This is a genomic window from Mesorhizobium sp. M1C.F.Ca.ET.210.01.1.1, from assembly GCF_004791585.1.
In the GTDB taxonomy this organism is placed as follows: Bacteria; Pseudomonadota; Alphaproteobacteria; order Rhizobiales; family Rhizobiaceae; genus Mesorhizobium.
On the sequence record NZ_SRUU01000018.1, the window covers coordinates 98519 to 122982 of the forward strand.

At 60.3% G+C, this 24464-nt stretch carries 16 protein-coding genes, 1 tRNA gene and 1 pseudogene; 13 read left to right on the forward strand and 5 right to left on the reverse strand.

Annotated features, from left to right (window positions below; all coding sequences use genetic code 11):
- The first annotated feature begins 175 nt into the window (after nt 1-175).
- Genes betI through betB form a run of 5 tightly spaced genes read left to right on the forward strand, consistent with a single transcriptional unit; the run spans nt 176 to nt 6459 of the window.
- The gene (gene betI / locus EN853_RS20595; RefSeq protein WP_127861231.1) at nt 176-766 is read left to right on the forward strand and encodes a transcriptional regulator BetI; all 591 of its coding nucleotides are present in this window, start codon (nt 176-178) and stop codon (nt 764-766) included.
- Nucleotides 763-2292 carry a choline-sulfatase gene (gene betC / locus EN853_RS20600; protein WP_127861230.1) on the forward strand — a complete coding sequence of 510 codons (1530 nt, stop codon included), beginning with the start codon at nt 763-765 and terminating at the stop codon, nt 2290-2292. Before betI ends, betC begins: the two co-directional genes overlap by 4 nt.
- Nucleotides 2289-3293, forward strand: a complete 1005-nt coding sequence (locus EN853_RS20605; protein WP_167524540.1) for a threonine/serine dehydratase — start codon at nt 2289-2291, stop codon at nt 3291-3293. The genes betC and EN853_RS20605 overlap by 4 nt, the downstream gene beginning before the upstream one ends.
- Nucleotides 3286-4938, forward strand: coding sequence for a choline dehydrogenase (betA, locus tag EN853_RS20610; protein ID WP_127861228.1), 1653 nt, complete (start codon nt 3286-3288; stop codon nt 4936-4938). Before EN853_RS20605 ends, betA begins: the two co-directional genes overlap by 8 nt.
- Before the next feature lie 57 nt (nt 4939-4995).
- Entirely contained in the window at nt 4996-6459 is a 1464-nt protein-coding gene (gene betB, locus EN853_RS20615; RefSeq protein WP_127861227.1) for a betaine-aldehyde dehydrogenase, read from the forward strand.
- A 37-nt stretch (nt 6460-6496) separates the two neighbouring features.
- Here betB and EN853_RS20620 read toward each other — a convergent pair whose 3' ends face one another.
- Complete coding sequence (locus tag EN853_RS20620) at nt 6497-8734, reverse strand: mannose-1-phosphate guanylyltransferase/mannose-6-phosphate isomerase (RefSeq protein WP_127861226.1); 2238 nt, start codon at nt 8732-8734, stop codon at nt 6497-6499.
- 235 nt (nt 8735-8969) lie between these two features.
- On the opposite strand from EN853_RS20620, the gene EN853_RS20625 reads away from it, so the two are divergent.
- Nucleotides 8970-9046, forward strand: a tRNA-Pro gene (locus EN853_RS20625).
- A 367-nt stretch (nt 9047-9413) separates the two neighbouring features.
- Here the strand turns inward: EN853_RS20625 and EN853_RS20630 are convergent.
- Nucleotides 9414-9635 carry a DUF6471 domain-containing protein gene (locus tag EN853_RS20630; RefSeq protein ID WP_127861225.1) on the reverse strand — a complete coding sequence of 74 codons (222 nt, stop codon included), beginning with the start codon at nt 9633-9635 and terminating at the stop codon, nt 9414-9416.
- Nucleotides 9636-10375: 740 nt separating this feature from the next.
- On the opposite strand from EN853_RS20630, the gene EN853_RS20635 reads away from it, so the two are divergent.
- From EN853_RS20635 to EN853_RS20645, 3 genes and pseudogenes are all read left to right on the forward strand, one after another.
- A complete protein-coding gene (locus EN853_RS20635) occupies nt 10376-11611 on the forward strand; it encodes a site-specific integrase (protein WP_189343901.1) in 1236 nt (411 codons plus the stop codon).
- Between the two features lie 170 nt (nt 11612-11781).
- Entirely contained in the window at nt 11782-12897 is a 1116-nt protein-coding gene (locus EN853_RS20640; RefSeq protein ID WP_127861223.1) for a Fic family protein, read from the forward strand.
- Nucleotides 12898-13068: 171 nt separating this feature from the next.
- Nucleotides 13069-13765, forward strand: a pseudogene (locus EN853_RS20645) (LysR substrate-binding domain-containing protein); the annotation flags it as partial.
- 29 nt (nt 13766-13794) lie between these two features.
- Here EN853_RS20645 and EN853_RS34045 read toward each other — a convergent pair.
- Together EN853_RS34045 and EN853_RS20655 are read right to left on the reverse strand one after the other, a co-directional pair.
- Nucleotides 13795-14007 carry a hypothetical protein gene (locus tag EN853_RS34045; protein WP_167524538.1) on the reverse strand — a complete coding sequence of 71 codons (213 nt, stop codon included), beginning with the start codon at nt 14005-14007 and terminating at the stop codon, nt 13795-13797.
- 1721 nt (nt 14008-15728) lie between these two features.
- Nucleotides 15729-16505, reverse strand: coding sequence for a Crp/Fnr family transcriptional regulator (locus tag EN853_RS20655; protein WP_127861222.1), 777 nt, complete (start codon nt 16503-16505; stop codon nt 15729-15731).
- 387 nt (nt 16506-16892) lie between these two features.
- Between EN853_RS20655 and EN853_RS20660 the strand changes: the two genes are divergently transcribed.
- Nucleotides 16893-18260 carry an exopolysaccharide biosynthesis polyprenyl glycosylphosphotransferase gene (locus EN853_RS20660; RefSeq protein ID WP_167524541.1) on the forward strand — a complete coding sequence of 456 codons (1368 nt, stop codon included), beginning with the start codon at nt 16893-16895 and terminating at the stop codon, nt 18258-18260.
- A gap of 186 nt (nt 18261-18446) precedes the next feature.
- Here the strand turns inward: EN853_RS20660 and EN853_RS20665 are convergent, their stop codons facing one another.
- Nucleotides 18447-19598 (reverse strand): glycosyltransferase, encoded by a 1152-nt coding sequence (locus EN853_RS20665; RefSeq protein ID WP_127861220.1) that lies wholly within the window; start codon nt 19596-19598, stop codon nt 18447-18449.
- 534 nt (nt 19599-20132) lie between these two features.
- Between EN853_RS20665 and EN853_RS20670 the strand changes: the two genes are divergently transcribed.
- The 3 genes from EN853_RS20670 (at nt 20133) to EN853_RS20680 (ending at nt 24395) form a co-directional block, all read left to right on the forward strand.
- Entirely contained in the window at nt 20133-21380 is a 1248-nt protein-coding gene (locus EN853_RS20670) for a glycosyltransferase (RefSeq protein WP_189351193.1), read from the forward strand.
- Nucleotides 21381-21441: 61 nt separating this feature from the next.
- Entirely contained in the window at nt 21442-22659 is a 1218-nt protein-coding gene (locus EN853_RS20675) for a glycosyltransferase (protein WP_127861218.1), read from the forward strand.
- Nucleotides 22660-22907: 248 nt separating this feature from the next.
- Nucleotides 22908-24395, forward strand: coding sequence for a lipopolysaccharide biosynthesis protein (locus EN853_RS20680; RefSeq protein ID WP_127861217.1), 1488 nt, complete (start codon nt 22908-22910; stop codon nt 24393-24395).
- Nucleotides 24396-24464 lie beyond the last annotated feature (69 nt).

Sequence of the window (24464 nt, forward strand, 5' to 3'; positions counted from 1 at the left end):
TTGCCGCACAGCCTAGCACGTCCTGCAGCGGCATAAGATTCAATATTGTTCAACAATGAACCGTTTTCCAGCCTTTGGAATGGGCCAGAGCCACACGATCGCTTGATCCCGGCGCCGATTTTTTGTTGATTGATCCGTCAATAAAAAATAATCTGGCCCGGAACCGGATCCCCAAATGCCGAAAATCGGAATGGAACCGCTGCGCCGCAGGGCGCTCATCGACGCGACGATCTCGGCGATCGGCGAGCGTGGGTCGCTGGACGTGACCATGTCGGAGATCGCGGGCCGTGCCGGCGTGTCGTCTGCACTGGCGCATCACTATTTCGGCGCCAAGGACGAGCTGCTGTTCGCGACGATGCGGCATATCCTTGCCGAGCTCAACGCCGACACGCGGCGTGCGCTGCGCCTTGCCGCCACGCCGCGCCAGCGCGTCTCGGCCGTGGTCGCGGTCAGTTTCTCGGACGACCAGTTCCAGGCTGAAACGATAGCCGCGTGGCTCGCCTTCTATGTCGAGGCACAGCAGTCTTCCGCCTTGCGGCGGCTGCTTCGCGTCTATGCAAGGCGGCTCAATTCCAACCTGATGAGCGGGCTGACCGGCATCCTGCCGAGGGCCGAAGCGGATCGCGTCGCGGAAGCGACGGCGGCGCTGATCGACGGGCTCTACATCCGGCGGGCACTCAAGGACGGCGTGCCTAACGCGCTGACCGCGATCGCGCTCGTCGAAGACTATCTTGAAACCAAGCTCAACGGACGGAGCCTGCCTTGACGACCGGACGGCGAAATTTCCTGATCGTCATGGTCGATCAGCTCAACGGCACGTTCTTTCCCGACGGCCCGGCGGATTTCCTGCACGTGCCGAATCTCAAGGCGCTCGCCGCCCGCTCGGCGCGCTTTGCCAACAACTACACGGCCTCGCCGCTCTGCGCGCCCGGCCGCGCCTCGTTCATGAGCGGCCAGCTGCCCTCGCGCACCGGGGTCTACGACAATGCCGCCGAGTTCATGTCATCCATCCCGACTTTTGCCCATCACCTGCGGTCTGCCGGCTACTACACCTGCCTTTCCGGCAAGATGCATTTCGTCGGACCGGACCAGTTGCACGGCTTCGAGGAGCGGCTGACCACCGACATCTATCCCGCCGATTTCGGCTGGACGCCGGACTACCGCAAGCCGGGCGAGCGCATCGACTGGTGGTACCACAATCTGGGTTCGGTGACCGGCGCCGGCGTCGCCGAGACCACCAACCAGATGGAGTATGACGACGAGGTCACCTTCCTGGCCACGCAGAAACTCTACCAGCTTTCGCGCGAGCAGGACGATGCGAGCCGCCGGCCGTGGTGCCTCACCGTTTCGCTGTCGCACCCGCACGACCCGTACGTCGCGCGCAAGCAGTACTGGGACCTCTACGAGAACTGCCAGGCGCTCGATCCGGAAACGCCGTTCATCCCCTATGAGAGGCAGGACAGCCACTCGCAGCGGCTCTACCGCGCCAGCGATTACCAATCCTTCGAGATCACGGCCGAGCAGGTGCGCCGTTCACGGCGCGGCTACTTCGCCAACATTTCCTATGTCGACGACAAGCTCGGCGAGCTTCTGGACGTTCTCAAGCGCACCCGCATGCTCGACGACACCACCATCCTGTTCTGCTCGGACCACGGCGACATGCTGGGCGAGCGCGGCCTGTGGTTCAAGATGAGCTTCTTCGAGGGGTCGGCGCGCGTGCCGCTGATGATCGCCGGCAAGCATGTGCCGCCCGGGCTGATCGAGGCGCCGGTCTCCAATCTCGATGTGACGCCGACGCTGTGCGACCTCGCCGGCATCGACATCGCGGCGATCGCGCCGTGGACCGACGGCCAGTCGCTGCTGCCGCTGCTCGACGGCAAGGAGCGCGCGGCGCCTGTCTTGATCGAGTATGCGGCCGAGGGTTCCTACGCGCCGCTGGTCGCCGTCCGCGAGGGCAAATACAAGTTCGTCCATTGCGAACTCGACTCGCCGCAATTGTTCGATCTCGACGCCGATCCGCTCGAACGCGACAACCTCGCCGACGATCCGGCGAACGCTGCCTTGGTGGCGGCGTTCACGGGAAAGATCCGGGCGCGCTGGGACATGGCCGCCTTCGACGCCGCCGTGCGCGAAAGCCAGGCGCGCCGCTGGATCGTCTACCCGGCGCTGCGCAACGGCGCCTACTACCCATGGGACTTCCAGCCGCTGCAGAAAGCCTCGGAGCGCTACATGCGCAATCACATGAACCTCGACAATCTCGAAGAGAGCAAACGGTATCCGCGAGGCGAATGATGGCTGACGTTCTGGTTCCCTCCCTCGACCATCTCAAACAGGCCTATGCGGTGACCTCGACCGCAACGCAGGTGACGCCGCTCTTGGAGTCGGAAGCGCTCGCCAAGGAGACGGGCGCCGCGCGCGTCTTCGTCAAACCGGAATCGCTGCAATGGGCAGGCTCCTTCAAGGTGCGCGGCGCCTACTGGCGGCTGAAGCGGCTCGCGCCGGATGCGGCGAAGACGGGCGTCGTCGCCTATTCCTCCGGCAATTTCGCGCAAGGACTGGCGGCCGCCGGCCAGGCGCTCGGCATTCCCGTCACCATCGTCATGCCGATCGATGCTCCTGCCGCGAAACGCGACGCGACCGCCGGCTATGGGGCGCGCGTGGTGCTGACCGACCATGGCGACCGCGCTCGCGAGGAAGTCGCGGCCGCCAAGGCGCGCGAGATCGCCGAGACCGAGCACCTCACCTTGCTACACCCCTTCGACGATCCGGAGATCGTCGCCGGCCAGGCCGGCGCCGGGCTGGAAGCGCTCGAGCAACTGGCGGCGAAGAAGGCGCATGCCGATCTGGTGTTCTGCTCGGTCGGCGGTGGCGGGCTGATCGGCGGTGTGTCGCTCGCCTTCCACTATCTGTCGCCCAAGACTGAGATCATCGCCGTCGAGCCGGAAGGTTTCAACGGCATGGGCTCGTCGCTCGCGCATGGCGCGATCGAGACCATGCCGATCGGGCCGAAATCGATCTGCGACGGGCTGATGGCGCGCAAGCCCGGCGAGGCGCCCTTCGCGGCGGTGACCGCGGCAGGCGTTCGTGGCGTCACCGTCGACGACACGGCGGTGCGGCGTGCCATGAAGATCGCCTTCGAGCGGATGAAGCTGGTGCTGGAGCCGTCGGGCGCGGCATCGCTCGCGGCGCTGCTCGGCGGCAAGGTGAACGTGGCGGGCAAAACCGTCCTCGTAGTGGCAACCGGCGGCAATGTCTCGCTCGCCGATTTTATGGCGCATATGAACAATGCTTGAAGCGGATTTCGTCATCATCGGCTCCGGCTCCGCCGGCTCGGCCATGGCCTACAGGCTGTCGGAGGACGGCAAGCACTCGGTGATCGTCATCGAGTTCGGCGGCACCGATATCGGGCCGCTGATCCAGATGCCGTCGGCGCTGTCGATCCCGCTCAACATGAACCTGTACGACTGGGGTTTCGCCAGCGAGCCCGAGCCGCATCTCGGCGGCCGCGTGCTCGCCACGCCGCGCGGCAAGGTGATCGGCGGCTCGTCCTCGATCAACGGCATGGTCTATGTGCGCGGCCATGCGCGCGACTTCGACCACTGGGCCGAGCAGGGCGCCGCCGGCTGGGGCTTCGCCGACGTGCTTCCCTATTTCAAACGCATGGAGGATTCCGACGGCGGCGAGGACGGCTGGCGCGGCAAAAGCGGCCCGCTGCATGTGCAGCGCGGCACGCGCAAGAATCCGCTCTATGGCGCCTTCGTGGAGGCCGGCCGCCAGGCCGGTTTCGAGCTGACCGACGATTACAACGGATCGAAGCAGGAAGGCTTCGGGCCGATGGAGCAGACCATTCTGGGCGGCCGCCGCTGGTCGGCCGCAAACGCCTATCTGAAGCCGGCTCTCAGGCGAAAGAATGTGAGTCTGGTCAAAGGCTTCGCCCGACGCGTGGTGATCGAGAATCAACGCGCTGTCGGTGTCGAGATCGAAGCTAACAAAAAGATTCAGGTCGTTAAGGCGCGACGTGAAGTGATTGTGGCCGCATCCTCGATCAACTCGCCCAAGATCCTGATGCTGTCCGGCATCGGGCCCGGCGCGCATCTTCAGGAAAACGGCATCCCCGTGGTCGCCGACCGGCCGGGCGTCGGCGGCAATCTGCAAGACCATCTGGAGCTCTACATCCAGCAGGAAGCGACCAAGCCGATCACGCTGAATTCGGTGCTCAATCCCTTCTCCAAGGCATTGATCGGCGCGCAATGGCTGTTCTTCAAGACCGGCCTTGGCGCAACCAACCATTTCGAGGCGGCCGCCTTCGTGCGCTCGCAGGCCGGCATCGACTATCCCGATATCCAGTATCACTTCATCCCGGCGGCAGTGCGCTATGACGGCAAGGCGGCTGCCAAGTCGCACGGCTTCCAGGCGCATGTCGGACCGATGCGGTCCAAGTCGCGCGGCTCGGTGACGCTGCGCTCGCCCGACCCGAAATCGAAGCCGGTGATCCGCTTCAACTACATGTCGCATCCGGACGACTGGAGCGAGTTCCGCCATTGCATCCGGCTGACGCGCGAGATCTTTGGCCAGAAGGCCTTCGACAGTTTCCGCGGCAAGGAGATTTCGCCGGGCAGCCATGTGCAGTCCGACGATGAGCTCGACGCCTTTATCCGCGAGCACGCCGAAAGCGCCTATCATCCCTGCGGCACCTGCAGGATGGGTCGCGCCGACGATCCGACAAGCGTCGTCGACCCGGAATGCCGGGTGATCGGCGTCGAGGGCCTGCGCGTCGCCGACTCCTCGATCTTCCCGCGGGTGACCAACGGCAACCTCAACGCGCCGTCGATCATGACCGGCGAGAAGGCGTCCGACCACATCCTCGGCCGCACGCCGCTGGCGCCGTCCAACCAGGAACCCTGGATCAATCCGCGCTGGCAGGTGGCGGACAGATAGCGCATGATCCGGCGGGCGCCCCTCCCCAGCCCCAGCGATTACGAACGGAGAAGACCCATGCGCGCCCAGCCCACGGCATCGCATTATGTCAACGGCCGCTACATCGAGGACGAAGGCGGCGCGCCTTTGCCGGTGATATATCCGGCGACCGGCGAGACCATCGCGACACTGCATTCGGCGACGCCGAATGTGCTGGAACTGGCGATCGAGGCCGCGCGCGCCGCCCAGCCGGCCTGGGCAAGATTGAAGCCTGTGGAACGCGGGCGCATCCTGCGCCGAGCAGCCGACATCCTGCGCGCCCGCAACGCCGATCTCGCCCGTCTCGAGACGCTCGATACCGGCAAGGCGATCCAGGAGACGCTGGTGGCCGATGCGCCTTCGGCCGCCGATTGCCTCGAATATTTCGCCGGCGCGGTCGCCGCCTTCAACGGCGAGATGATCGATCTCGGTGGGCCCTTCGCCTACACAAGGCGCGAGCCGCTTGGCGTCTGTGTCGGCATCGGCGCCTGGAACTATCCGATCCAGATCGCCGGCTGGAAGTCGGCGCCGGCACTCGGCATGGGCAACGCCATGGTGTTCAAGCCATCGGAGAACACGCCGCTGTCGGCGCTGGCGCTGGCCGAGATCTACTCGGAGGCGGGCCTGCCCGACGGACTGTTCAACGTCGTGCAAGGATATGGCGATGTCGGCGCCGGCCTTGTCGGCCACGATGTCGTCGCCAAGGTCTCGGTCACCGGTTCGGTGCCGACCGGCCGAAAAGTACTGTCGCTCGCCGGTTCGAAGATGAAGCACGCGACGATGGAGCTCGGAGGGAAATCGCCGCTGATCGTCTTCGATGACGCCGATCTCGAAAACGCCATCGGCGGCGCCATGCTCGGCAATTTCTATTCGAGCGGCCAGATCTGCTCCAACGGCACGCGCGTCTTCGTGCAGAAGGGCCTGCACGACCGTTTCGTCGAGCGGCTGGTCGAGCGCACCAAGAAGATCCGCATCGGCGATCCGCTCGATCCGGAAACGCAGATGGGGCCCCTGGTCAACAAGGCGCAGCAGGACAAGGTCGTTTCCTATATCGCGGCCGGCAAGCAGGACGGCGCGACGCTCGCCTGCGGCGGCAACGTGCCATCACTGCAGGGCTTCGGGGGCGGCTTCTTCGTCGAGCCAACGGTGTTCACCAATGTCACCGACGGCATGCGCATCGCGCGCGAGGAGATCTTTGGGCCGGTGATGAGCGTGCTGAAGTTCGATAGCGAGGACGAGGTGATCGAGCGCGCCAACGGCACCGAGTTTGGCCTTGCCGCCGGCGTGTTCACGCGCGACCTGCCGCGCGCCCACCGGGTGATCGCCGAGTTGCAGGCCGGCACCTGCTGGATCAACGCCTACAATCTGACGCCGGTGGAAATGCCGTTCGGCGGCGTCAAGCAGTCGGGCATCGGCCGCGAGAACTCGCTTGCCGCGCTGGCGCATTACTCGCAGCTGAAGGCGGTGTATGTCGAGACGGGGGACGTGGCGAGCCCGTATTGACGGATCACGAAGGAATGAGACGTATGGTCTCTTTCCATCACCCCTCCCCCGCCGTCCCGTCGAGATACTGCATCAGCGCACAGACGAGGTGATAAAAAATGCTGGCGGGCACGTCGGTCGCCAGTGAGCGGCCGCGCTCGTCGATGCGATCGATCCAGAGGCCGAGCGGCGCCGGGTCGATGTGCCAGCGAAACAGCCGGCCGACGCGCGCCTCGATCTCGGGCTTGAGGTCCGGCCCGCCCGAGCCGTCGAGCGCGAGCGCCGCTTTCACGGCTTCGGCCTGCGGCCAGCTTCGCGATACTGTGTCGAGCGGCAGCCCCTGGCGCGAGACGGCGCCGTAAGAAAGGCCGGTGGCGCGGTTGAGGCCGTTGGCGACAGCCGAGGCATAGAGCTTGCGGGCGAAGGCGGTGAGATCGGTCTGCCCGCTGCGGGCGGCGAAATCGGTGAGCAGCGAGGCCCATTCGAAATGGTGGCCGGGTTCGGTCCAGGTGCCCTTCTCGCCCGCCACCGGCTTCCAGCCGTCGTCGAAATATTCGCCCAGCGTCCAGCTGTCGGCATCGAAGAAATGGCTGCGGAACAGGTCGATGATGCGCGCTGCGCGACGCAGATAGCCGCGCTCGCCGGTCGCCTGGTGCCAGGCAAGAAAGGCTTCGAGCAGGTGCATATGCGGATTGGAGCGCCGCTCGCCCGCGCCATCGGAGGTTTCGAGGAAGCCGGTCATGCGGCTGTCCTCGAGATGGGCATCGAGAAAGGCGAAGGTCTCCTCGCCCAGCCGCAAGGCGTCCGGATGTCCGGACATATGGGCATGCGCGAGCGCCAGCAGAACACAGGAATGATCGTAGGCGTCCTCCACGGGGTCGGCGACCGAGCCGTCGATATTGAGCGTGCGCACCCAGCCGCCCCTGTCGGTGCGGCCCTTGCCGGCCATGAAGTCGATGCCGTGGGCGATCAGCTTGTCGGCGGGGCCGTCCCACCCACGCTCCTTGGCGACGGCGAAGGCATAGACCTGGCGCGCCTGTGTTCGCATGCGCTTCGGCTTCATCAACGGTGACCCATCGAAGCCGAGCGCTTCGTGAAAGCCGCCATGGCGCTCGTCGACGCCTGACGTCGACCATAGCGGCAGCGTCTCGTCGAACAGCCAGTGATGCACACGCTGCCGCCAGGCGCCGCTCTCGATCACACGGTCCGGCGCCGGTGTGAACTTCGTCTCCAGCCGTCCGGACTTCTCCAACTGCTCGACGATCTTCTTGACGTGCTGGCTGTGGCTGACTGGCGCGACGAAGGTAGCGTCGGCGGTCGAGACGATGGCGACGTCCTTCATGCCGATCGCCGAAAGCAGGCGGCCCTCGCCGCGGATGTAGGAGTTCTCGCAATCGATGGCGACAACGTCGCCGACGATGACATTGCCTTGCCTGTCGGACGGGCCGACATCGAGCAGCGATTGCCAGGAGCCGAGATCGTTCCAGCGGAAGCCGGCCGGCACCAAGGCGATATCCTTCGCGCGCTCCATGATGGCGTAGTCGATCGAAGTCGACGGGATCGCGGAGTAAAGCTCCTGCGGCATGTAGAGACCGGAGAGATCGCTGGTCGCCGCCTTGTAGGCGGCTTCCGTCGCCTGCCAGATATCGGGCGCAAAGGCCGCGAAGGTATCGCGCATGGCGGCGGCGCGAAACAGGAAGATGCCGGTATTCCAGTAGAAATTGCCAGCGTCGAGATAGGTCCGCGCGGTGGAGAGATCGGGTTTCTCGACAAAGCGCGAGACGTCGAACACGCCGTCCCGGTCGGCCGCGACCTCGATGTAGCCGTAGCCGGTTTCTGGTTGGGCCGGCTTGATACCGAACACCACCAGCCGGCCGGCAAGAGCCGCTTCGGCACCTGCCTCGATGCTCTGCCAGAACTGGAGGGCGGTGGAAATCTCGTGGTCGGAGGGTACCACGAGAACCAGCGTGTCGCCAAAGTCAGAGAGCGTGCGCAGGCTGGCCAGCGCCACGGCAGCCGCGGTGTTGCGCCCTACCGGCTCGAACAGCGGGCCGCCGCCGGAAAGATCGATGCCGGCAAGGTCGGCATGGACGCGCTCGGCGTGGCGCTCCGATGCGATCAGGAAGATCGGTGTGGCGCCTCCCGGCCGCGCCGCCAGCCGGCGCAAGGTCTTGGCCAGCATCGAACCGTCGCCGGAAAAATCGTGGAACTGCTTGGGATTGTCCTCGCGCGACAAGGGCCAGAGCCGCGAGCCGACGCCGCCGCTCATGACGAAACTGACGATGCGCTGGCTCATTCGGGTCTCGCTCGGAAGTTGGTCGATAGATAGCATGCCTGCTTTCAGGTGGTATTACCCGATTCGAAATCCGCGCGGGCCACGATACAAAACCAAGCCGTTTGGGCCAAAATCCGGCATGGTTTCGCGGCCGGACCCGAACAGCTTTCGCGAAAGCCGACGAAATGCGACACAAGTGCAGCCATTGGCGCTTGCAGTATCGAACAGCGGCGGCTATAAGCCCGCGGTCTGGTCACGGAGTGTAGCGCAGTCTGGTAGCGCACATCGTTCGGGACGATGGGGTCGCAGGTTCAAATCCTGCCACTCCGACCAGAAAAAACAATGGGTTAGCGATAGGGCATTTCGGCTACCCCACAGATTTCCCCACAGAATGGTTGGAAAGTTCCTGCTGCTCGGTACAGCTTCAAGAAGCTGGCAATCGGTGGATGCCGTTGTTGCCGGAACGGCAGTTCATGAGCGGGTGTAGGGGTGAAGCTGCCCTTGCTAACCGGCCCAAATAGGATTTCTGCCCGCACGCCTCGAAGCACATCTGGATTGAGAACAGTTGGCCACGGCATCCAAGCTAATGGTCCTGCCGCCAGCGCGAAGGCTCGAGCCAGCGTTCGCGGTCACCCGCTTGTTAGAGTTGCGAAGACTGCGTCAGCAGTGGACCAGGCGCAGGCGGTCTGTGTGCTCACGATCAATCGAGCTTCAACCTCTGCGACCCTATCGCCTTGAGGCACTGGGCGAAGAAAACGGCGGTGAAGCGTCCGCGTGAGAGCTTGTTGGCGATGTTCGCCTCTTTTTCGTCGACCCCTATGGCGGCCAGTTTTTCGACCAGATCGGCGTAGCTGAGCCCCCGGAGCTTCAGCTCAGCTTTCACGAGCCCGCTTAGCAGCCGCTCCCACTCGGTCTGGGTCATCCGAACTTTCTCCGCCAAAAAATGCCCGGTCCATTGCACGTCTCATTTTCGTAGCTATATATCTCAAGCATTGTATTTATACTGAAAACAGTATAATTTGACTAATCTCGAATAGGAACACACGACATGACCCTGAACCAAACAACGGCTACGTGCTGACGGATCTCGCACACTCTCCTCGGAGTTGGACCTTCACTACGATGACGAGGATCTCCACGCCCTCAAGCCAACGATCGAAACCTTGCGACGTGCCGCTACCGTGATGAGGGACGTCGGCTACGCAACTCCTCAAGTCTACCATCACGTCGTGGACCGTTTCGAACGGACGAATCGCCCCTAACATAGCGATCCGGCAGCAAAATTCCACGGCGCCCGACCACCTCTCTTCACAGGACTTTCCGAGATGCTTCAGCCATTCGATCCCTCCATCTCGAGCTCCGATTACCTAGCTCCGGCGCCCGAGTGCCATCGAGCCGGAACGTCCAAACTGATCGAAAAGCTGGCGTGGATGCCGGACTACGACGGCTACGACTGCGGGATCAAAAGGAGCATGTCGCCATCCTGATCGATCAACCCAACTGGAGCGCCGCCGTAAGCGATGGGCGCACCTGAGCCTCTGTGTGGAGCGGGATGCGGGACGAGTAGTAACCCAAAATGATCGCCGGGAAAGACTACGCCACCGTGGCCGCGATCGCCGAGATGAGGAAAAGATGTCGAGGACTTCGAAAGGAGCCCGCCTTGTGTGGCGCGATGAAAGCAGGAAGCAGGACGGAGCCCTGCGCAGCCGGGCCGGCTGGTTCATCCGCGATGGCGGCACCTTCATCAGCGCTTGCGGCGGCACTGGCAACCGCGAACGCGCTGAAAAGCGGCTCGCCAGTTACATCACCGAAAAGTACCAGCCGGTCCGCCAGCGCGGTCGTGATCCCGCTACCGTCGCGATAGTCGACGCCGTTAGTGTTTACCTAACAGATGTCGCGCCCTGTCACGCCAAGCCCAAACAGACTTCTGGCCGCATGGTCGCGGTGATGAACTGGTTCGGCGATATGATGATTGGTGACATCCACGGCAAGATCTGCCGTGACTATGCCAAAGCGCACGGGGGCGGTGCCGCCGCCAGGCGACAGTTGGAGGACCTGCGGGCGGCGCTGAACCACTATCACCGAGAAGGCTATGTGACCTCGACGCCGGCGATCGTGCTGCCGCCGAAGTCCGCGCCAAGGGACCGCTGGCTTACCCGTGACGAGGCAGCAGCATTGCTTCGCGCTGCTTGGCGCATGCGGCAGTCCTGGAAGGGCCAGCCTAGCGACCGTCGCACAGGGCGCCACGTCGCGCGTTTCATCCTCGTCGCGCTGTATACCGGCACTCGTTCGGCCGCGATCTGCGGTGCCGCCGTGCGACCGACGGACGGGGTAGGCCATGTCGACCTCGAACGCGGCGTGTTCTATCGTCGCGCAGCTGGTCGCCTCGAGACGAAGAAACGCCAGCCGCCGGTGCGCCTGCCCGATCGTCTGCTGGCCCATATAGGGCGATGGGCGGTCACCCCGCTGGAGATCAAGACCAAGGGCCGCGGTAAAAGCGCAAACATCGGCCGAATGATTGCCCACGACTATGTCGTGGAGTGGAACGGCAAGCCTATCCAGTCGATCAGAAAAGCTTTCCGTTCAGTGGTCGAGGCTGCCGGGCTCGGCTGGTACAAAGATGTTTTGGCGCCGGACGGCAGCATCAAGCGTGAATTCCGCACGGACGTGACCTTGCACATCTTCCGCCACACGGCAGCCACCTGGCTGATGCAACAGGGCTCTGATCCCTGGGCAGCCGCCGGCTTCCTCGGCATGACCGTGGACATGCTGATCCAGACCTATGGGCACCATCACCCCGATTTTCAGGCCGAAGCCACCCGTGCGATCGTATCCAAGGCGCGTTCGCGAAACCTCCCAGCTCATGATCGTGCGAAATCCCTGCGCACGATCAAATGAAATGAGTGCTCACCATCGCGTGAAATGACTGCTCATCACCAACGAATGCGCAGCCAACAAACTGTCATTGGATCGCGCCGGGGGCGAGGCACCTATGCCCGAGGCATAGAGAAGATGCTATAGCTCATTATCTGTGGCAATCTGAGTTATAGAAAGGTGTCCTATAACTCATGGCATGGAATTGGGAGCAGGCTGACTGGCCGCATTTTACCTACGAAAAGAAGGTATTGGAACCGCTGGAAAGCGAGTTTCTATTGCGATCGGGCGAGTTTCTGGGCGTCTTTCGTCACGTCGGTTCCGACGATCGCGATCAGATTCGCATCGATCTTATCAGCGAAGAGGCCTTGAAGACGTCCGCAATCGAGGGGGAGTATCTCAACCGCGAGAGCCTGCAATCATCCTTGCGCCAGCAACTTGGGCTGGGTTGCGAGACCAGACGCATTCCGCCGGCCGAGCGCGGTATCGCCGAAATGATGGCCGATGTGTATTTGCATTTTGCCGATACGCTCTCGCATCGCACGCTCTATGCTTGGCACAAAATGGTGATGTCGGGTGAACGGCGTATCGAGACCATCGGCAACTATCGCCAGCATGCCGATGCTATGCAGATCGTTTCCAATCGGCTGGATAAGCCCAAAGTGCATTTCGAAGCGCCGCCCTCCGCGCGAGTGAAAACCGAAATGGACGCCTTCGCCGCCTGGTTTAACGATACCGCCCCCAAGGGCAAGACGCGGCAACCGGCGTTGACGCGTGCCGGTATCGCGCACCTCTATTTCGAGAGCATTCACCCGTTCGAGGATGGCAACGGTCGCATAGGGCGTGCCATTTGCGAAAAGGCGCTGGCACAAAACCTGGGAGAACCCAGCCTCATCGCTTTGGCGTACACAATCGAACGCCACCGCAAGGCCTATTACGACATGCTAGAAGCCAGCAATAAGAGCAACGCGATTACAGAGTGGCTGCTCTATTTCGCTAACATGATCCTTGAAGCCCAGCGTGTAACGCTGGCCCGTGTTGAATTCGCCGTCGCCAAAGCCAAGTTTTACGAACGCCACCGCGATCAGTTCAACGAGCGGCAGGAAAAGGTTATCGCTCGTATGTTCCGTGAAGGGATCGACGGCTTCAAGGGTGGTTTCAGCGCCGAAAACTACATCGCCATCACGCAGGCTTCACGCGCCACGGCAACCAGAGATTTACAGGATTTGGTTATCAAGGGCGCGCTTGCAAGGACCGGGGAGCGTAGGCACACGCGTTACGCACTCCGCGTGTCCAATTCTAACGGTTAGGCCTTCTACTCCTACCCATGATCTCGCACGAAATGCCGCATGCGGTCGGTGACCGTCAAGGAATGCATCACCCATGGCATCTGACTGAGATAGTGCCGAGCGTCGATCAACGCCCCTCCTACCCGCCGAGGTCGCCGACATCGCCTTCCACAACGAGGCGGCGGTCTATGACCTGCTGTTTCGTGCGGCATCGGAGACGATGCTGACGATGACGTGCTCCTGTTCAACCGGAACAAGAAGCAGGTGACCCTGATCGTCCAGGGTCAGAGATTGCTCGAGATAACGCACCGCAAGTTCGAGACGGAGCAGCAGGCACTTGAACTGCTGACGGAATCCGCGCGCTGCGCTCCGGCACGCTGCGGATCGTCGCCGACGCCGCGCACCACCTTCTGCACATTCTGGGTGCCTTTCGTACCCCGTTATCCGGGCGTCCACGTTTCGCTGCGCTGCGGCAACACCGAAACAGTAATCAATAGCCTTTACAGCTATGAGGCCGACATTGGCGTCCTTGGCGAAGTGCCCACCGGTCGTGATTTCGAGATGCTCAAACTCAACTCGACGCCGATCATCGCCTTCGTCTCCAGCGCCCACCCGCTGGCGGCCAGGAAATCGCTGACCCTCAAACAACTTGCGCAGGAACCTCTGGTGATGCGGGAACGCGGCTCGAAGACACGCAAGAAGCTGGAGGATCTCGCCGCGGCCTCGACCATCGAGCTTAAGCCCGCGATCGAGGCCGAGGGCCGCGAGGCTGTTCGGGAGATCGTTGCCTCTGGCGCCGGCATTGGTTTCGTCTCGGCGGCCGTTCGGTCATGATTCTCGGCTTGCTCCGATTTCGATCAACGCTCCAGAAACCCTGATGGACGAAGCCTACACAAGCCTTGGCTCTTTGCGAATGGCCTATTCCAGAAACATTAGGGCTGTGGCCAGAAACCCCATTCCGAAGCAAGAGGCCATCGAATAGGCGATCATCCCAACAGGCAGATAGGCGCCACTGCCTGACGGTATATGACTGCCGACGGTGCCAGAAGCCACCAACCAGCACGCTACGGCCAACCCGATGATCGCCCCCATGGCGAGGTTCTTGATCACAAAGAGCAACAGTGGAGGCATGAACTATGCTCCCTGAGAGCATTCGCTGCGCTGTCCACGCCTTGCGGCGTGGGTGAGTTCAGCTACGGCCACATAACGCAACAACATGCATCTGGGTTGCTTCCCTCCCATACCCCCTAGGGTTTTCAATCGAGGTTTGGACGCGCAAACGCTTGCCTTGCCGCGCGGCAGCCCACGTCATAAGCCCCCTCAACGCAGCAGGCATCGAGCGGATCAAGATTGGCAATTTGGACGCGAGTGGACGAGACATGCAACCATCGATGCCGATATTCGCTGATCGTGGCGATTTGAGCGCGCGTTCGGTCCTGGCTAGTAGCGCCGATTAGCGCACACCGTCTCTGAGACCATAAGGATCAAGCTCTACGGCGCTGGTGAGGAGGGCCAGCTTGCCCGAAAACAGCACGATAGCTCCGCGGGGGCTCGGCCTTTCGCTATTCAAGATCAGATTATAGACTGATTTATTAGGAAGAGATTCAGGCTGTGGCTTGCTTTCAGGAGCACCGGGGACCGGCCGGCCCGTCGTGGTCTCCCGAAGAACCATTGTCATCCGGTTTGAGACATCCGGACCCGCAAACCAAGAAGCAGAAGAATGGAACTGCAGACTTTGGAATTGGCTAGCGGCAGGCTACGCCTCAACAGGCCGAACTCGCGCTCCTGCGTGCTGAGGAAATGCTCGATGAGAAGTGTGGTGCTGTCGTCGGTGTTGCGTTGTGTTGCCGGATTAGCGGAGCGCAGCGGCGGTGAGCGAGGCAAGAGCGCGCCTGGTCAAGATCGATCCTGCCAGCGCGGACAGACTTCGCGCAGGTTAAACCTTCCGGCCCTTTAGCAAAGTTAAATGTCACTCCATCGGCGGTTGTGTTAGATAACGACTGCTGCAGTAGGTCTCTCGGGAGGAGTCCTTGGACATAAAGTCGAAGCTCGCCAAAATGTCGGCGGCGTTGCTCGCCAGACGTGCGGTCGCCGCTCAATCCGCCGCTACCGTCAAGCCGACTCGAACGTCGCTCGCCGATGTTCCACTTAGGCGCCAGACACCTCCGTACAAGCCACGACCGCCGGAGCCGCGCTGCAGCAATATGTAGGACGATCACTCGCTCCGCTGCTTCGCCGGCAAGGACATGATCGGCTAGCGCGGCGGCGGAGCGGAACGCTTGCGCCAAGCGCGCCTCTCCATCGGAACGATGTGCGGCGAGTTGTTCAGCTGCACCATATGCCGCTCTCTCCGGCTGCGCGGCCATACAGGTGCACGCCACGCCCGACGAGCCCTTCGTCTATGTCCCCCACCAGGGCACCGAGGCCAAGCCGAACGACACGGTCTCCGTCATCGACGTGGCCAGCACCGTGTCGCTGATCTCGGTCAAGGACCAGGCGGTCCTGAAGTCCTATGCTGTTGGCAAGGGGCGAACGGGGTCACCTTCCAGGCCCCGCAGCCGACAACGGCGCTCCGGCGGTGCGGATCAGTCTCACCCAAGGCCCCGCTAGGGCGTCGCGCGCGCGCACGGGAACTGCAAAACTCAGGTTGTTGACCTTCCTGCAAATTGCCTCGACACGACCACCATCACGCCGTCCTCAGCGCCTTCGGCCGTACTCCAACCAGATCTCCTCGGCGTCGACGGCCACACACCGTTGGGGCGAGCGATACGGTAAGAGGGCCCACTTTCCGGTGCGGCGACGACGAAATGGGCTCTACCGAGGGACGCGAAAACGACCGGCACCACTTCGGTTCATTGTCTTGCCGAAGCATGCCATGGAGATGCCCCAGCACGTGGGAAATGCATCATTGAACGATTAAAGGAGATCTCGCCAAGAGCAACAGACTCTAACGCGGCGCGATTGAGGATCGTCAGCGAGCCATGGTCGTATCGGGTCAGATACCGCCGTTCCCACTCTCTCAGGCACCGATTCACTTTCGCTCGAGAAGCCGGGACCATTGCCGCGAGGTCGGTCTGCGAAATGTGGATGCTCGGAACTCTATCCACGGTAGCCACGCTGTGCGGCCCCTCTGTCAATCGCAAGAGCGTGTTCGCCAATCGAGTGGATAGGGCACTAGCTGCCCCGTGGATCACTCGCTCTTGCGCGTCGTGCGTTGCTTCGCACAAATACGGGATCACCTTTAGTGCTAGATCGGGGCGCTTGTTGAATAGCCTAGCCATAAAAGATACTTCGATTTGCAGCAAGTCACTGTCTTCAACTGAGGCAGCATTCATGTTACTGCCTCGCGAAGTGAATAATATAGCCAGATCGAAAGATTCACCTGGACCAAGATCGGAAAATATGAATTCTCGACCGTCCGAAAGGGGAACGCTAAGACGAATTTTTCCTTGTATGACATGGTAAATATAGCTTGGTACATCACCAAGATGAAATACAATTCTATCCCTCGGAATTCTTCTTATGATGGCGACATTCGCCAGTTCATTAAGAATATCCTCCCCAAATTGTCGAAATAGACCTATTTTATCGAGCTGTTTGACCCGAACCTCAGCGCCACTCTTTGCCATGGCTCCCGCCCCCTTTTGAAAGGGTAAAGCGCCCCGGTCCCCTAAAGCATTGCCTTGACTACCTAGAACTAGCCCTACTCCGAGCCGTTCTCGCGCAAACGCGCCAGCTAGATATATTAGCACATTATGATACCACGAAATAGCCACCCCCCTGTGCCCGCGGTAACAGCGACATGCCTCTGAGAGAGTTTAATTCAAATCAGACTGATTGGAAGCGGTTGGGCTAAGCCCCTCCCTATGGGACGGCGAGGGGCTCCCAAGGGGACGGCAAGGGGACACAGCAGGTTTCGGGGGCTTGTCTCCATGCGACATGCACCAACCCAGGCGTCTCGTGCGATCTTGAAGCGGAGCATCGAACCGCTACGGCTTCCTGTGGGAGCAGTTTGCGTGTTTCTTGCAACTGCTGATTTCCTCCTTGGAGAGACGATACTTCTTGCGTCAAATGAGGTCTATCATAGGCACCTCGGCGTGAGCCCGTCAGATATCTGGGAGACGATTTATCTAAGCGTTACCGCCGGCCTATTGCTTGTCGCATTCATGGCTGCCAGAGGCGCCTACACGATTAGCGGCATCCTGGACGATCACCGTGCGATCAAAACACTCTTCACCGGGTGGTTGTTCGTTTTCTTTGCAATTCTCTGGCTCGCCTTTCTCACAAAGACCACGTCGACGTTCTCGCGCGGCTCTTTGACTCTGGCGTTTGCGGTGGGATTCCCAATCCTGCTGTCTGGCCACGCGGCTCTAGCGCGTGTTCTGAAACGGCTTCTGGCTGCCGAGAAGCTCGTCTTGCGCACAGCTTATCTGTTTTGCGCTGGCGATCCCGGAATGGAACAGGGGATAATCGGCAAGCTCGGGCGACAGGGCGTCGCGGTTTGCGGTGTTTCGAACATCGAGAACCGTGATGGCACGACCGCAGCACAATCGGTGCATGCCGGCGTCGCAGCTGCGCAGGCAGCTTTCCGCTTTGATCCTTATGGGGCAGTCTATCTGTTTTGCTCGTGGGACCAGCGGAACTTGATCGAACGCATCGTGGAGGAAATGTCCCGCCTCCCGCTGCCGATCTATCTTTTCGCTGATGCCTACACAGATAAGATTCTGGCCGGATGTCCACTGCACACCGGCTGGCAGCGAGCCTTCGAAGTCCAGCGCGCGCCTTTGAGACCGGCCGATCGCTTGCTGAAGCGGTCGTTCGACATTGTTTTTGCATCACTGCTACTGCTGTTCCTGTTTCCATTGATGGCGGTAGTCGCATGTGCCATAGCGCGCGAGAACGGCCGCCCGGTGTTGTTCCGGCAGGCGCGGCGGGGCTTTTGTGGTAAGCCATTTAATATTTACAAGTTCCGATCGATGACTGTGCAGGAGAACGGTAGGGAAATTCGCCAAGCTCAACGTAATGATGGGCGGGTTACCCGACTTGGCCGTATATTGCGCCGGTCAAACATTGATGAGTTGCCGCAGTTATTCAATGTGCTTCGGGGAGAGATGTCCCTGGTAGGCCCGCGACCCCACGCCGTCGCTCATGACGACACCTATAGCAAGATTATTGAGAGCTATGCTTATCGGCATCGTGTAAAACCCGGTTTGACAGGCTGGGCTCAGATCAACGGCTTCCGAGGGGAGACGAAGGAGCTGTGGAGGATGGAAAAACGTGTTGAGCACGATCTGTGGTACATAAACTCCTGGAGCGCTTGGCTTGATCTCAAGATAATTTGGAAAACCGCTTTCATGTTACTTTCGAATCGTGATGTCTATTGATGTATAGCATCTTCTCGGAAGCGGTATGGCCCGGCCGATTGAACGGATAGGTTTGATTTTTAAGCTTCAGGCGATCCGGCCCGCGAGTGAGTAGATTGAGCCTCAAATTCGGGTTTGCGCCGGTTCAGTGGGAAGTGGCCTGCTGACGGCGCAGCAGCCGCCTTCAACAAGAGAAACTGTGCAGCCCTATAAGCTTCCGTTCGACGGCATCCGGTTCTCGATCTCCTTTAGGATGTTGGTTGCGCGTGCAATGCGGCTATACTTGGCCAGAAAGTCCGCCTTCGCCTGTAGACCAATCTGATCCCGAAACACCTCGTTTTCGCGCAGGTGCCGAAGGGCCTTGACCCAGTCAGACGGGTTGTCTGGCGACACCAGAACGCTGTTGACGCTATCCCTCAAGACTTCACGGATAGCTGGCAGGTCGGAGGATACTATGGGTTTGCCGTGCGCCATATATTCGAAAAGCTTGAGCGGCGACATTCCCTCAGCGATATTTCGACCCCCGCCCTGGCCATGTACATTTCTGAGATAGGGCGCGAGCACAACGTCCATTTCAGCCAAGTAGGCGAACGTCGCGGCGTGAGGAACGTAACCATGAAACACTGTGTTCGGGCATTGGGCCAGCTTCGATGTCCAATACCCTATATCGCCGGGTGTTCCTCCGACGATATGAAATGTCGCCCAGCCGCATCGAGGCGCAATAGCGCTTATTATCTCCATGCCCTTTCCCTTATACAGATGCCCGACATAACCAACCTTGAACGTACCGGTGAGGCTGCATCGCTCCACATTCGGTGGAACCGGATCCGCGCCATTTGGCGCGATGAAGAATTTTCCCGCATGTTGAGGAAAAAGGCAGATACTGCTGTCTCGCAGACGTTGCGTCGTCACGACCAGCATTCGGAATGCCTCTAGGCCTATCAGTTTGGTAAGTCGCTGACGTTGACGACTGCTCAAACTGCCAATCGGATCGTGAAGCTCAAAAACGGTCGTGAACCGGAAAAGTCCTGCAGAAACAAGCGCTACAGTAGCCGAGCGTGTAAAGATGACATGCGGCCGTAGCCAGACCGCAGCAAAAAGCGCCAACATCGCAAAAAGAAGCTCCCTGCCGGGCACAGGCCAAAAAGGTACGGGGAGAACGCGGAATGGGAACTCCGTGTCCAATCCATATTCGCGCGCGATCTTTCGATAATGATCTTGCCTATTCATGGAGGTGCGCGGAAGCGCTAGTAGGACCTCCGCACCAGCAACCCGAAATGCATGACACATCTTTGCGACTTGTACCGCATTGGCGGCAATCGCCGGGACAGGTGCAGAATGTATATAGAGAAGCCGCATCCACAGGCCTATCTTTCATGCTTCGGCTACGGTGAACGAAGCCAGCATGCTTCTCGGGTCAGTCTCTGGAGACCATCGCGAGCAGGCGTTCAGGGACATCATGAACAGTCAACTCGGTTGTCGTCACATCCTGAAGCGAATCCCTATGCGAGGCACATCCCGTTGCCTTGACGGCCCCTTCAAACGAGTCCGATCCGACTTCGCGCAAGCGCGGCAAAGGAGAAGAGTATTTGCGCATAACTATACGACGAATTGGTTCCCGGCTGTGCCCGGGGTAACAGCGACACATCTCTGGGACGCCTAAAAACATAAATCAAATCTGACCAACTGAAAGCCGTTTGGACAGGCGAGGTGCGACCCAAGAGAGACGAGGTGCGCCAGGAGTTAGGGTTTGTCTCCATACGGCATGCACTTACCCGAGGGCGTGACATGTCACTCCAACGCAGTAGCACCGCTATCGGGAGGTCAGGAAACCAAAAACGCGCCCGGGGGGGCAGCGCCACCATCGGGTGGATTGAGCCCGCTAGCGTCGATTTGAAATCACGGGATGCGGAAGGCAAAATTGAAGCGGCGCATCGACTGCGTATCGCTCATGTCATTACTCGTCTCATCAATGGCGGTGCCGATGAGAATACCGTCTATTCCTGCAATTGGGCCGCGCAACGAGGACATGATGTTTTCCTGCTGCATGGCGAGGCTGTTCATCCAGAAATTGTGGCTAAAGTGGACCCGCGGGTGGAACTCATTGGCATCCCCGACTTGACCCGGTCCCTTTCGCCTGCCTCCGACGTGAGGGCATTGTTGGCGCTCACCCTGAGATTCCGCGCCTTGAATGCCGACATCGTACATACGCACACTAGCAAGGCAGGCATTCTCGGCCGTTTCGCAGCCTGGGCGGCGGGGGTTCCAGTGATCATTCATGGCGTGCATATCGTGCCTTTTGTCAATGTCGGCATCGCCGAGCGGCTCACCTATCTCGCCTTGGAAAAACTGGCGGCGCCAGTCACCAGCGCATTCATCAGTGTGAGCGAGGGCATCCGTGACTTATGCATGAGCGCGGGAGTAGGACATGCTGACAAACATCATGTCGTATATTCCGGATTCGATCTCGATCGCTTTCGCAACGCCAGTCCGCCTGCCGATTGGCGTGAGTTGCTGCGCTTGACACCGGACGCGCCGCGCCCGCGTGTGCTCTTGATGATCGCGGCATTCGAGCCACGTAAGCGACACGCGGAATTTCTAGAGGTTTTCAAGAAAGTCGCCGTCCGCTTACCCGACACGGTACTTGTGCTCGCAGGCGACGGGCCACTTCGCTCGATCGCCGAGCAGCAAGTCAACCGGCTGGGGCTCCAACGCCGAGTGGTCTTTGCCGGTTATCGCGACGACCCCGAGCGGCTGATCGCACTCGCGGATCTCTGCCTGCTCTGTTCCATACGGGAGGGATTGCCCCGCGTGCTCATGCAATATCTTGCCGGCGGCAAGCCTTGCGTCGCTTGCGATTTGCCAGGTCTTCGCGAAGTGCTCCGTCCTGGCACCAATAGCGTGATCACACCCCCGGACCACTTGGGAGCCATGGCCGACACCACAGCCACCCTGCTGGAGGATCGCGAAAGACTGGCTTGCCTCGCCCGAGGTGCCGCAGCGACGGACCTTTCGAACTGGGACGCCAATCGCATGGGCAAGCAGATCGACGCCATTTACCGCCAGGCTCTCAACCAGCATCTGGCTAGCAAGGGAGCGTCGACTAGGCCTCCTGTTCGAAATCTGGCGCTTCCGCGATAAAGCGCCCCACACAGATCGGGCAGATTGCCGGATTTGTCGGCGGTAAATTCGGTGGATTGATATGAATGTAACAGAAGTCGCCTCTGCTCATCCGATGATTACCCCGCGAGCCGAGGCCCTTCCCAGCATACGCATTTTGCTCGTGCTCTCCACCTATTTTCCGGAGTCATATGGCGGCGCCGAGCAACAGACGCGGCGATTTGCTCGGGCGCTGATCGAAAGGGGCGTCTCCGTAACCATTTTGGCGCCCAGATTGTCACACTCGACGCCAAAACGGTCCGCCATCGACGGAGTGCCCATCGAGCGCCTTCGCTTGCATGCCGCGCCGAATTTGGGCGGGCGGCATATGCTGTCGTTTCTGTCGTGGTGTGTCCAGCTTGTGATCTGGATGCTGCGCCGTCGCGACGAATTCGATGTTGTGCATATCATCCATGCCCGACTTCACGCCCTTCCGGCGGCATTGGCAGGGGCCTTCCTGCGCAAGCCCGTTCTCGCAAAAATGGGCCGCGGCGGACGGTGTTTCGATCTCGACGTTGTGCGCGAAAAGAAAATTGTCGGCCGCTGGGCGTCGTCCGTGATCAAACGGCACGTCACGGCCTTCATCGCCAATAGCCGCCAAATCGCTGGTGACCTGAACAGACATGGCATCGAGGCGGATCGCATTCACATGATTCCAAATGGGATTGATCTGCCCCACAACCCGCGCCGCCAGCCGAGCACAGATGGCACCCGACGTTTCATTTGCCTTGGCCGCATCGAGCCGGAGAAATGCCTCGAGCACATGATCGATGCGTTCGCGGCCCTTCCCGCCGAGGCGCAAGCGCAACTCACCGTCTTAGGCGATGGCCAGTGTCGCGCCGCGCTTGAGGAACAGACGGTGCGGTTGGGCCTTTCCGGCAGGGTCAAATTCGCCGGCGCGGTTGAAGATGTCTTTCCATTCCTGTGGAAGGCTGACTTCTATCTTTCCACCTCGGTGTCGGAAGGCATGTCAAACGCCCTGCTCGAGGCCATGAGTTGCGGTGTGATCCCGATCATCACCGATGTCAGCGGGGCGTCCGATATTGTGGAGCATGAGCGCAGCGGCTTCTTGGCTCGCTCGCATTTGGAGTATGGCGGGCTCCTGTTTCGCGCGCTGGACCTATCGGAAGCCGAGCGCGATGCGATGGCGCGCCGCGCAGTACAAACGATCGTTGCGCGATTCAGCATGGAAAGCGTCGCAACACGGCAAATGAGGTTGTATGCCACTCTTATGCACACTGGCACCCAGACCGCGAGGTGATACCATACAAGGAGCAAGCCGGAAGCTCGCATACACAATGACGATTGTTGATGCCAGGGAGACGCTGAACGGGATGCATCCGCTGAAGTTTCTATATGCGCATCCGGTGGCGATCCCCGGCCAAATGGCAAACACCGTCCAGGTCGTGAAGGCAGGCAGCGCATCTGAAGCAGTCGGTTGCCGCGTCGTAGGACTTCCCAGTAAGTGGTAAAGCCGCCGGGGTGGCAGTAGCTTTTGAGTCAAGCGAGATGAGCGAAAGCAGAGATCTGACTCGCAAGGCGACTCGCGGCCTTTCCTGGTCCGGCGGCACATTGCTGGTCCAGACTCTTTTGAATGTGGCCATTACCGCCGTGCTCGCACGCCTGCTTTCGCCTCGAGAATATGGTGTTGTCGGCGCTGCCATGATCGTCGGTGCCATAGGAAATTCGATCGCCAATCTCGGCATGTCGCAAGTGGTGATCCAGCGACGTGACATCGAAGAGCGCCATATCGGAACCGTCATTTTCTTGTCCATGCTAATCGCCACCATTCTCGGCTTGCTTCAATGGAGTTTTGCACAACAGATCGCCGATTTTCTTCATGTACCGGAATTGTTCCTCGTCTCGCGCGTCATTGCGGTGATGATGGTCGCAAACGCGTTCAATCTGATCGCCGAGGCAATTTTGTCGCGGCACCTGAAATTCAAAATATCCTCCATAGCGAGGCTGGTCGCCTGGACTGCTTCCTATGTTGGCTTAGCCATTCCACTTGCCTATTTAGGACTCAGCTATTGGGCCTTGGTGGTCGCGTATATGGCCGAGGCATTCATCCTGGCCAGCATCTATTTCTTATTCGCCAGGGACTATCTCGTGAGGCCCAGTTTCGACATGCAGTCCTACCGCGATATCCGCAGCCAGAGCCTGGGTTATTCGTTGGCTGGAATATCGACCTTCACCGCCAAATATATCGACAATGTTATTGTCGCGCGCTTGATCGGTACAGCAGAGCTGGGTATTTACTCGCGAGCATACTATCTGATCGCGATGCCGGCAAATCTGTTCGGCAATCTGAACAAGAGCGTGGTTTTCCCACTCCTGTCGAAGGTTCACAGCGATACGGCGAGGCTCCGTACCGCTCAGCTCAAGGGTTATGCTTTAACGGCCGCGCTTACCCTACCGACTAGCGCGTTTCTATGCTGTTTTGCCAAAGAGCTCGTCGTGACCATCCTCGGCCACAAATGGATGGATGCCGTCGCTCCTATTATCGTATTCTCTGCAGTAATCTATTTCCGCGTGGGTTACAGGGTGTGCGGCGCCGTGACACTGGCGACAGGCCGCAGTTACCAAACGGCCTCCATGCAATTCACATACATGGCCCTTGTCGCTTCATTCGCATTCTTTTCGGCGCCATACGGCGTGAACGCGGTGGCCCTTGCGGTATCCGGCGCCATTGCGACGAGTTTCTTCCTTTATGCGACGATCAGTTGTCGGATGACGGGATTGTCAGCTCAGGATTTCGCGCTCGTCCATGTGCCGCCTGTCGCATTCGCCGCCGTGGTCTTCGCCGCCGGCTCTGCGGTCAAAATGCTGCTTGCCGGATCGCCCGACTATCTTGTGCTCGCGACCGGGCTCCTCGTTATAGGTACATTGTCCGTTGTCACACTCTATCTTAAAGCGTCGCTCCTCTTCGGCAAATATGGAGCGGAAGTCCTGCAAACTCTAACGTCCAAGAAAACGAAATGGATTAGATTCGCATAGTCGACACGGTACCCGCATTTGTTGTGTATGCCGATTGACGCGCACGGAGATGCCAGATGAATCTTATTC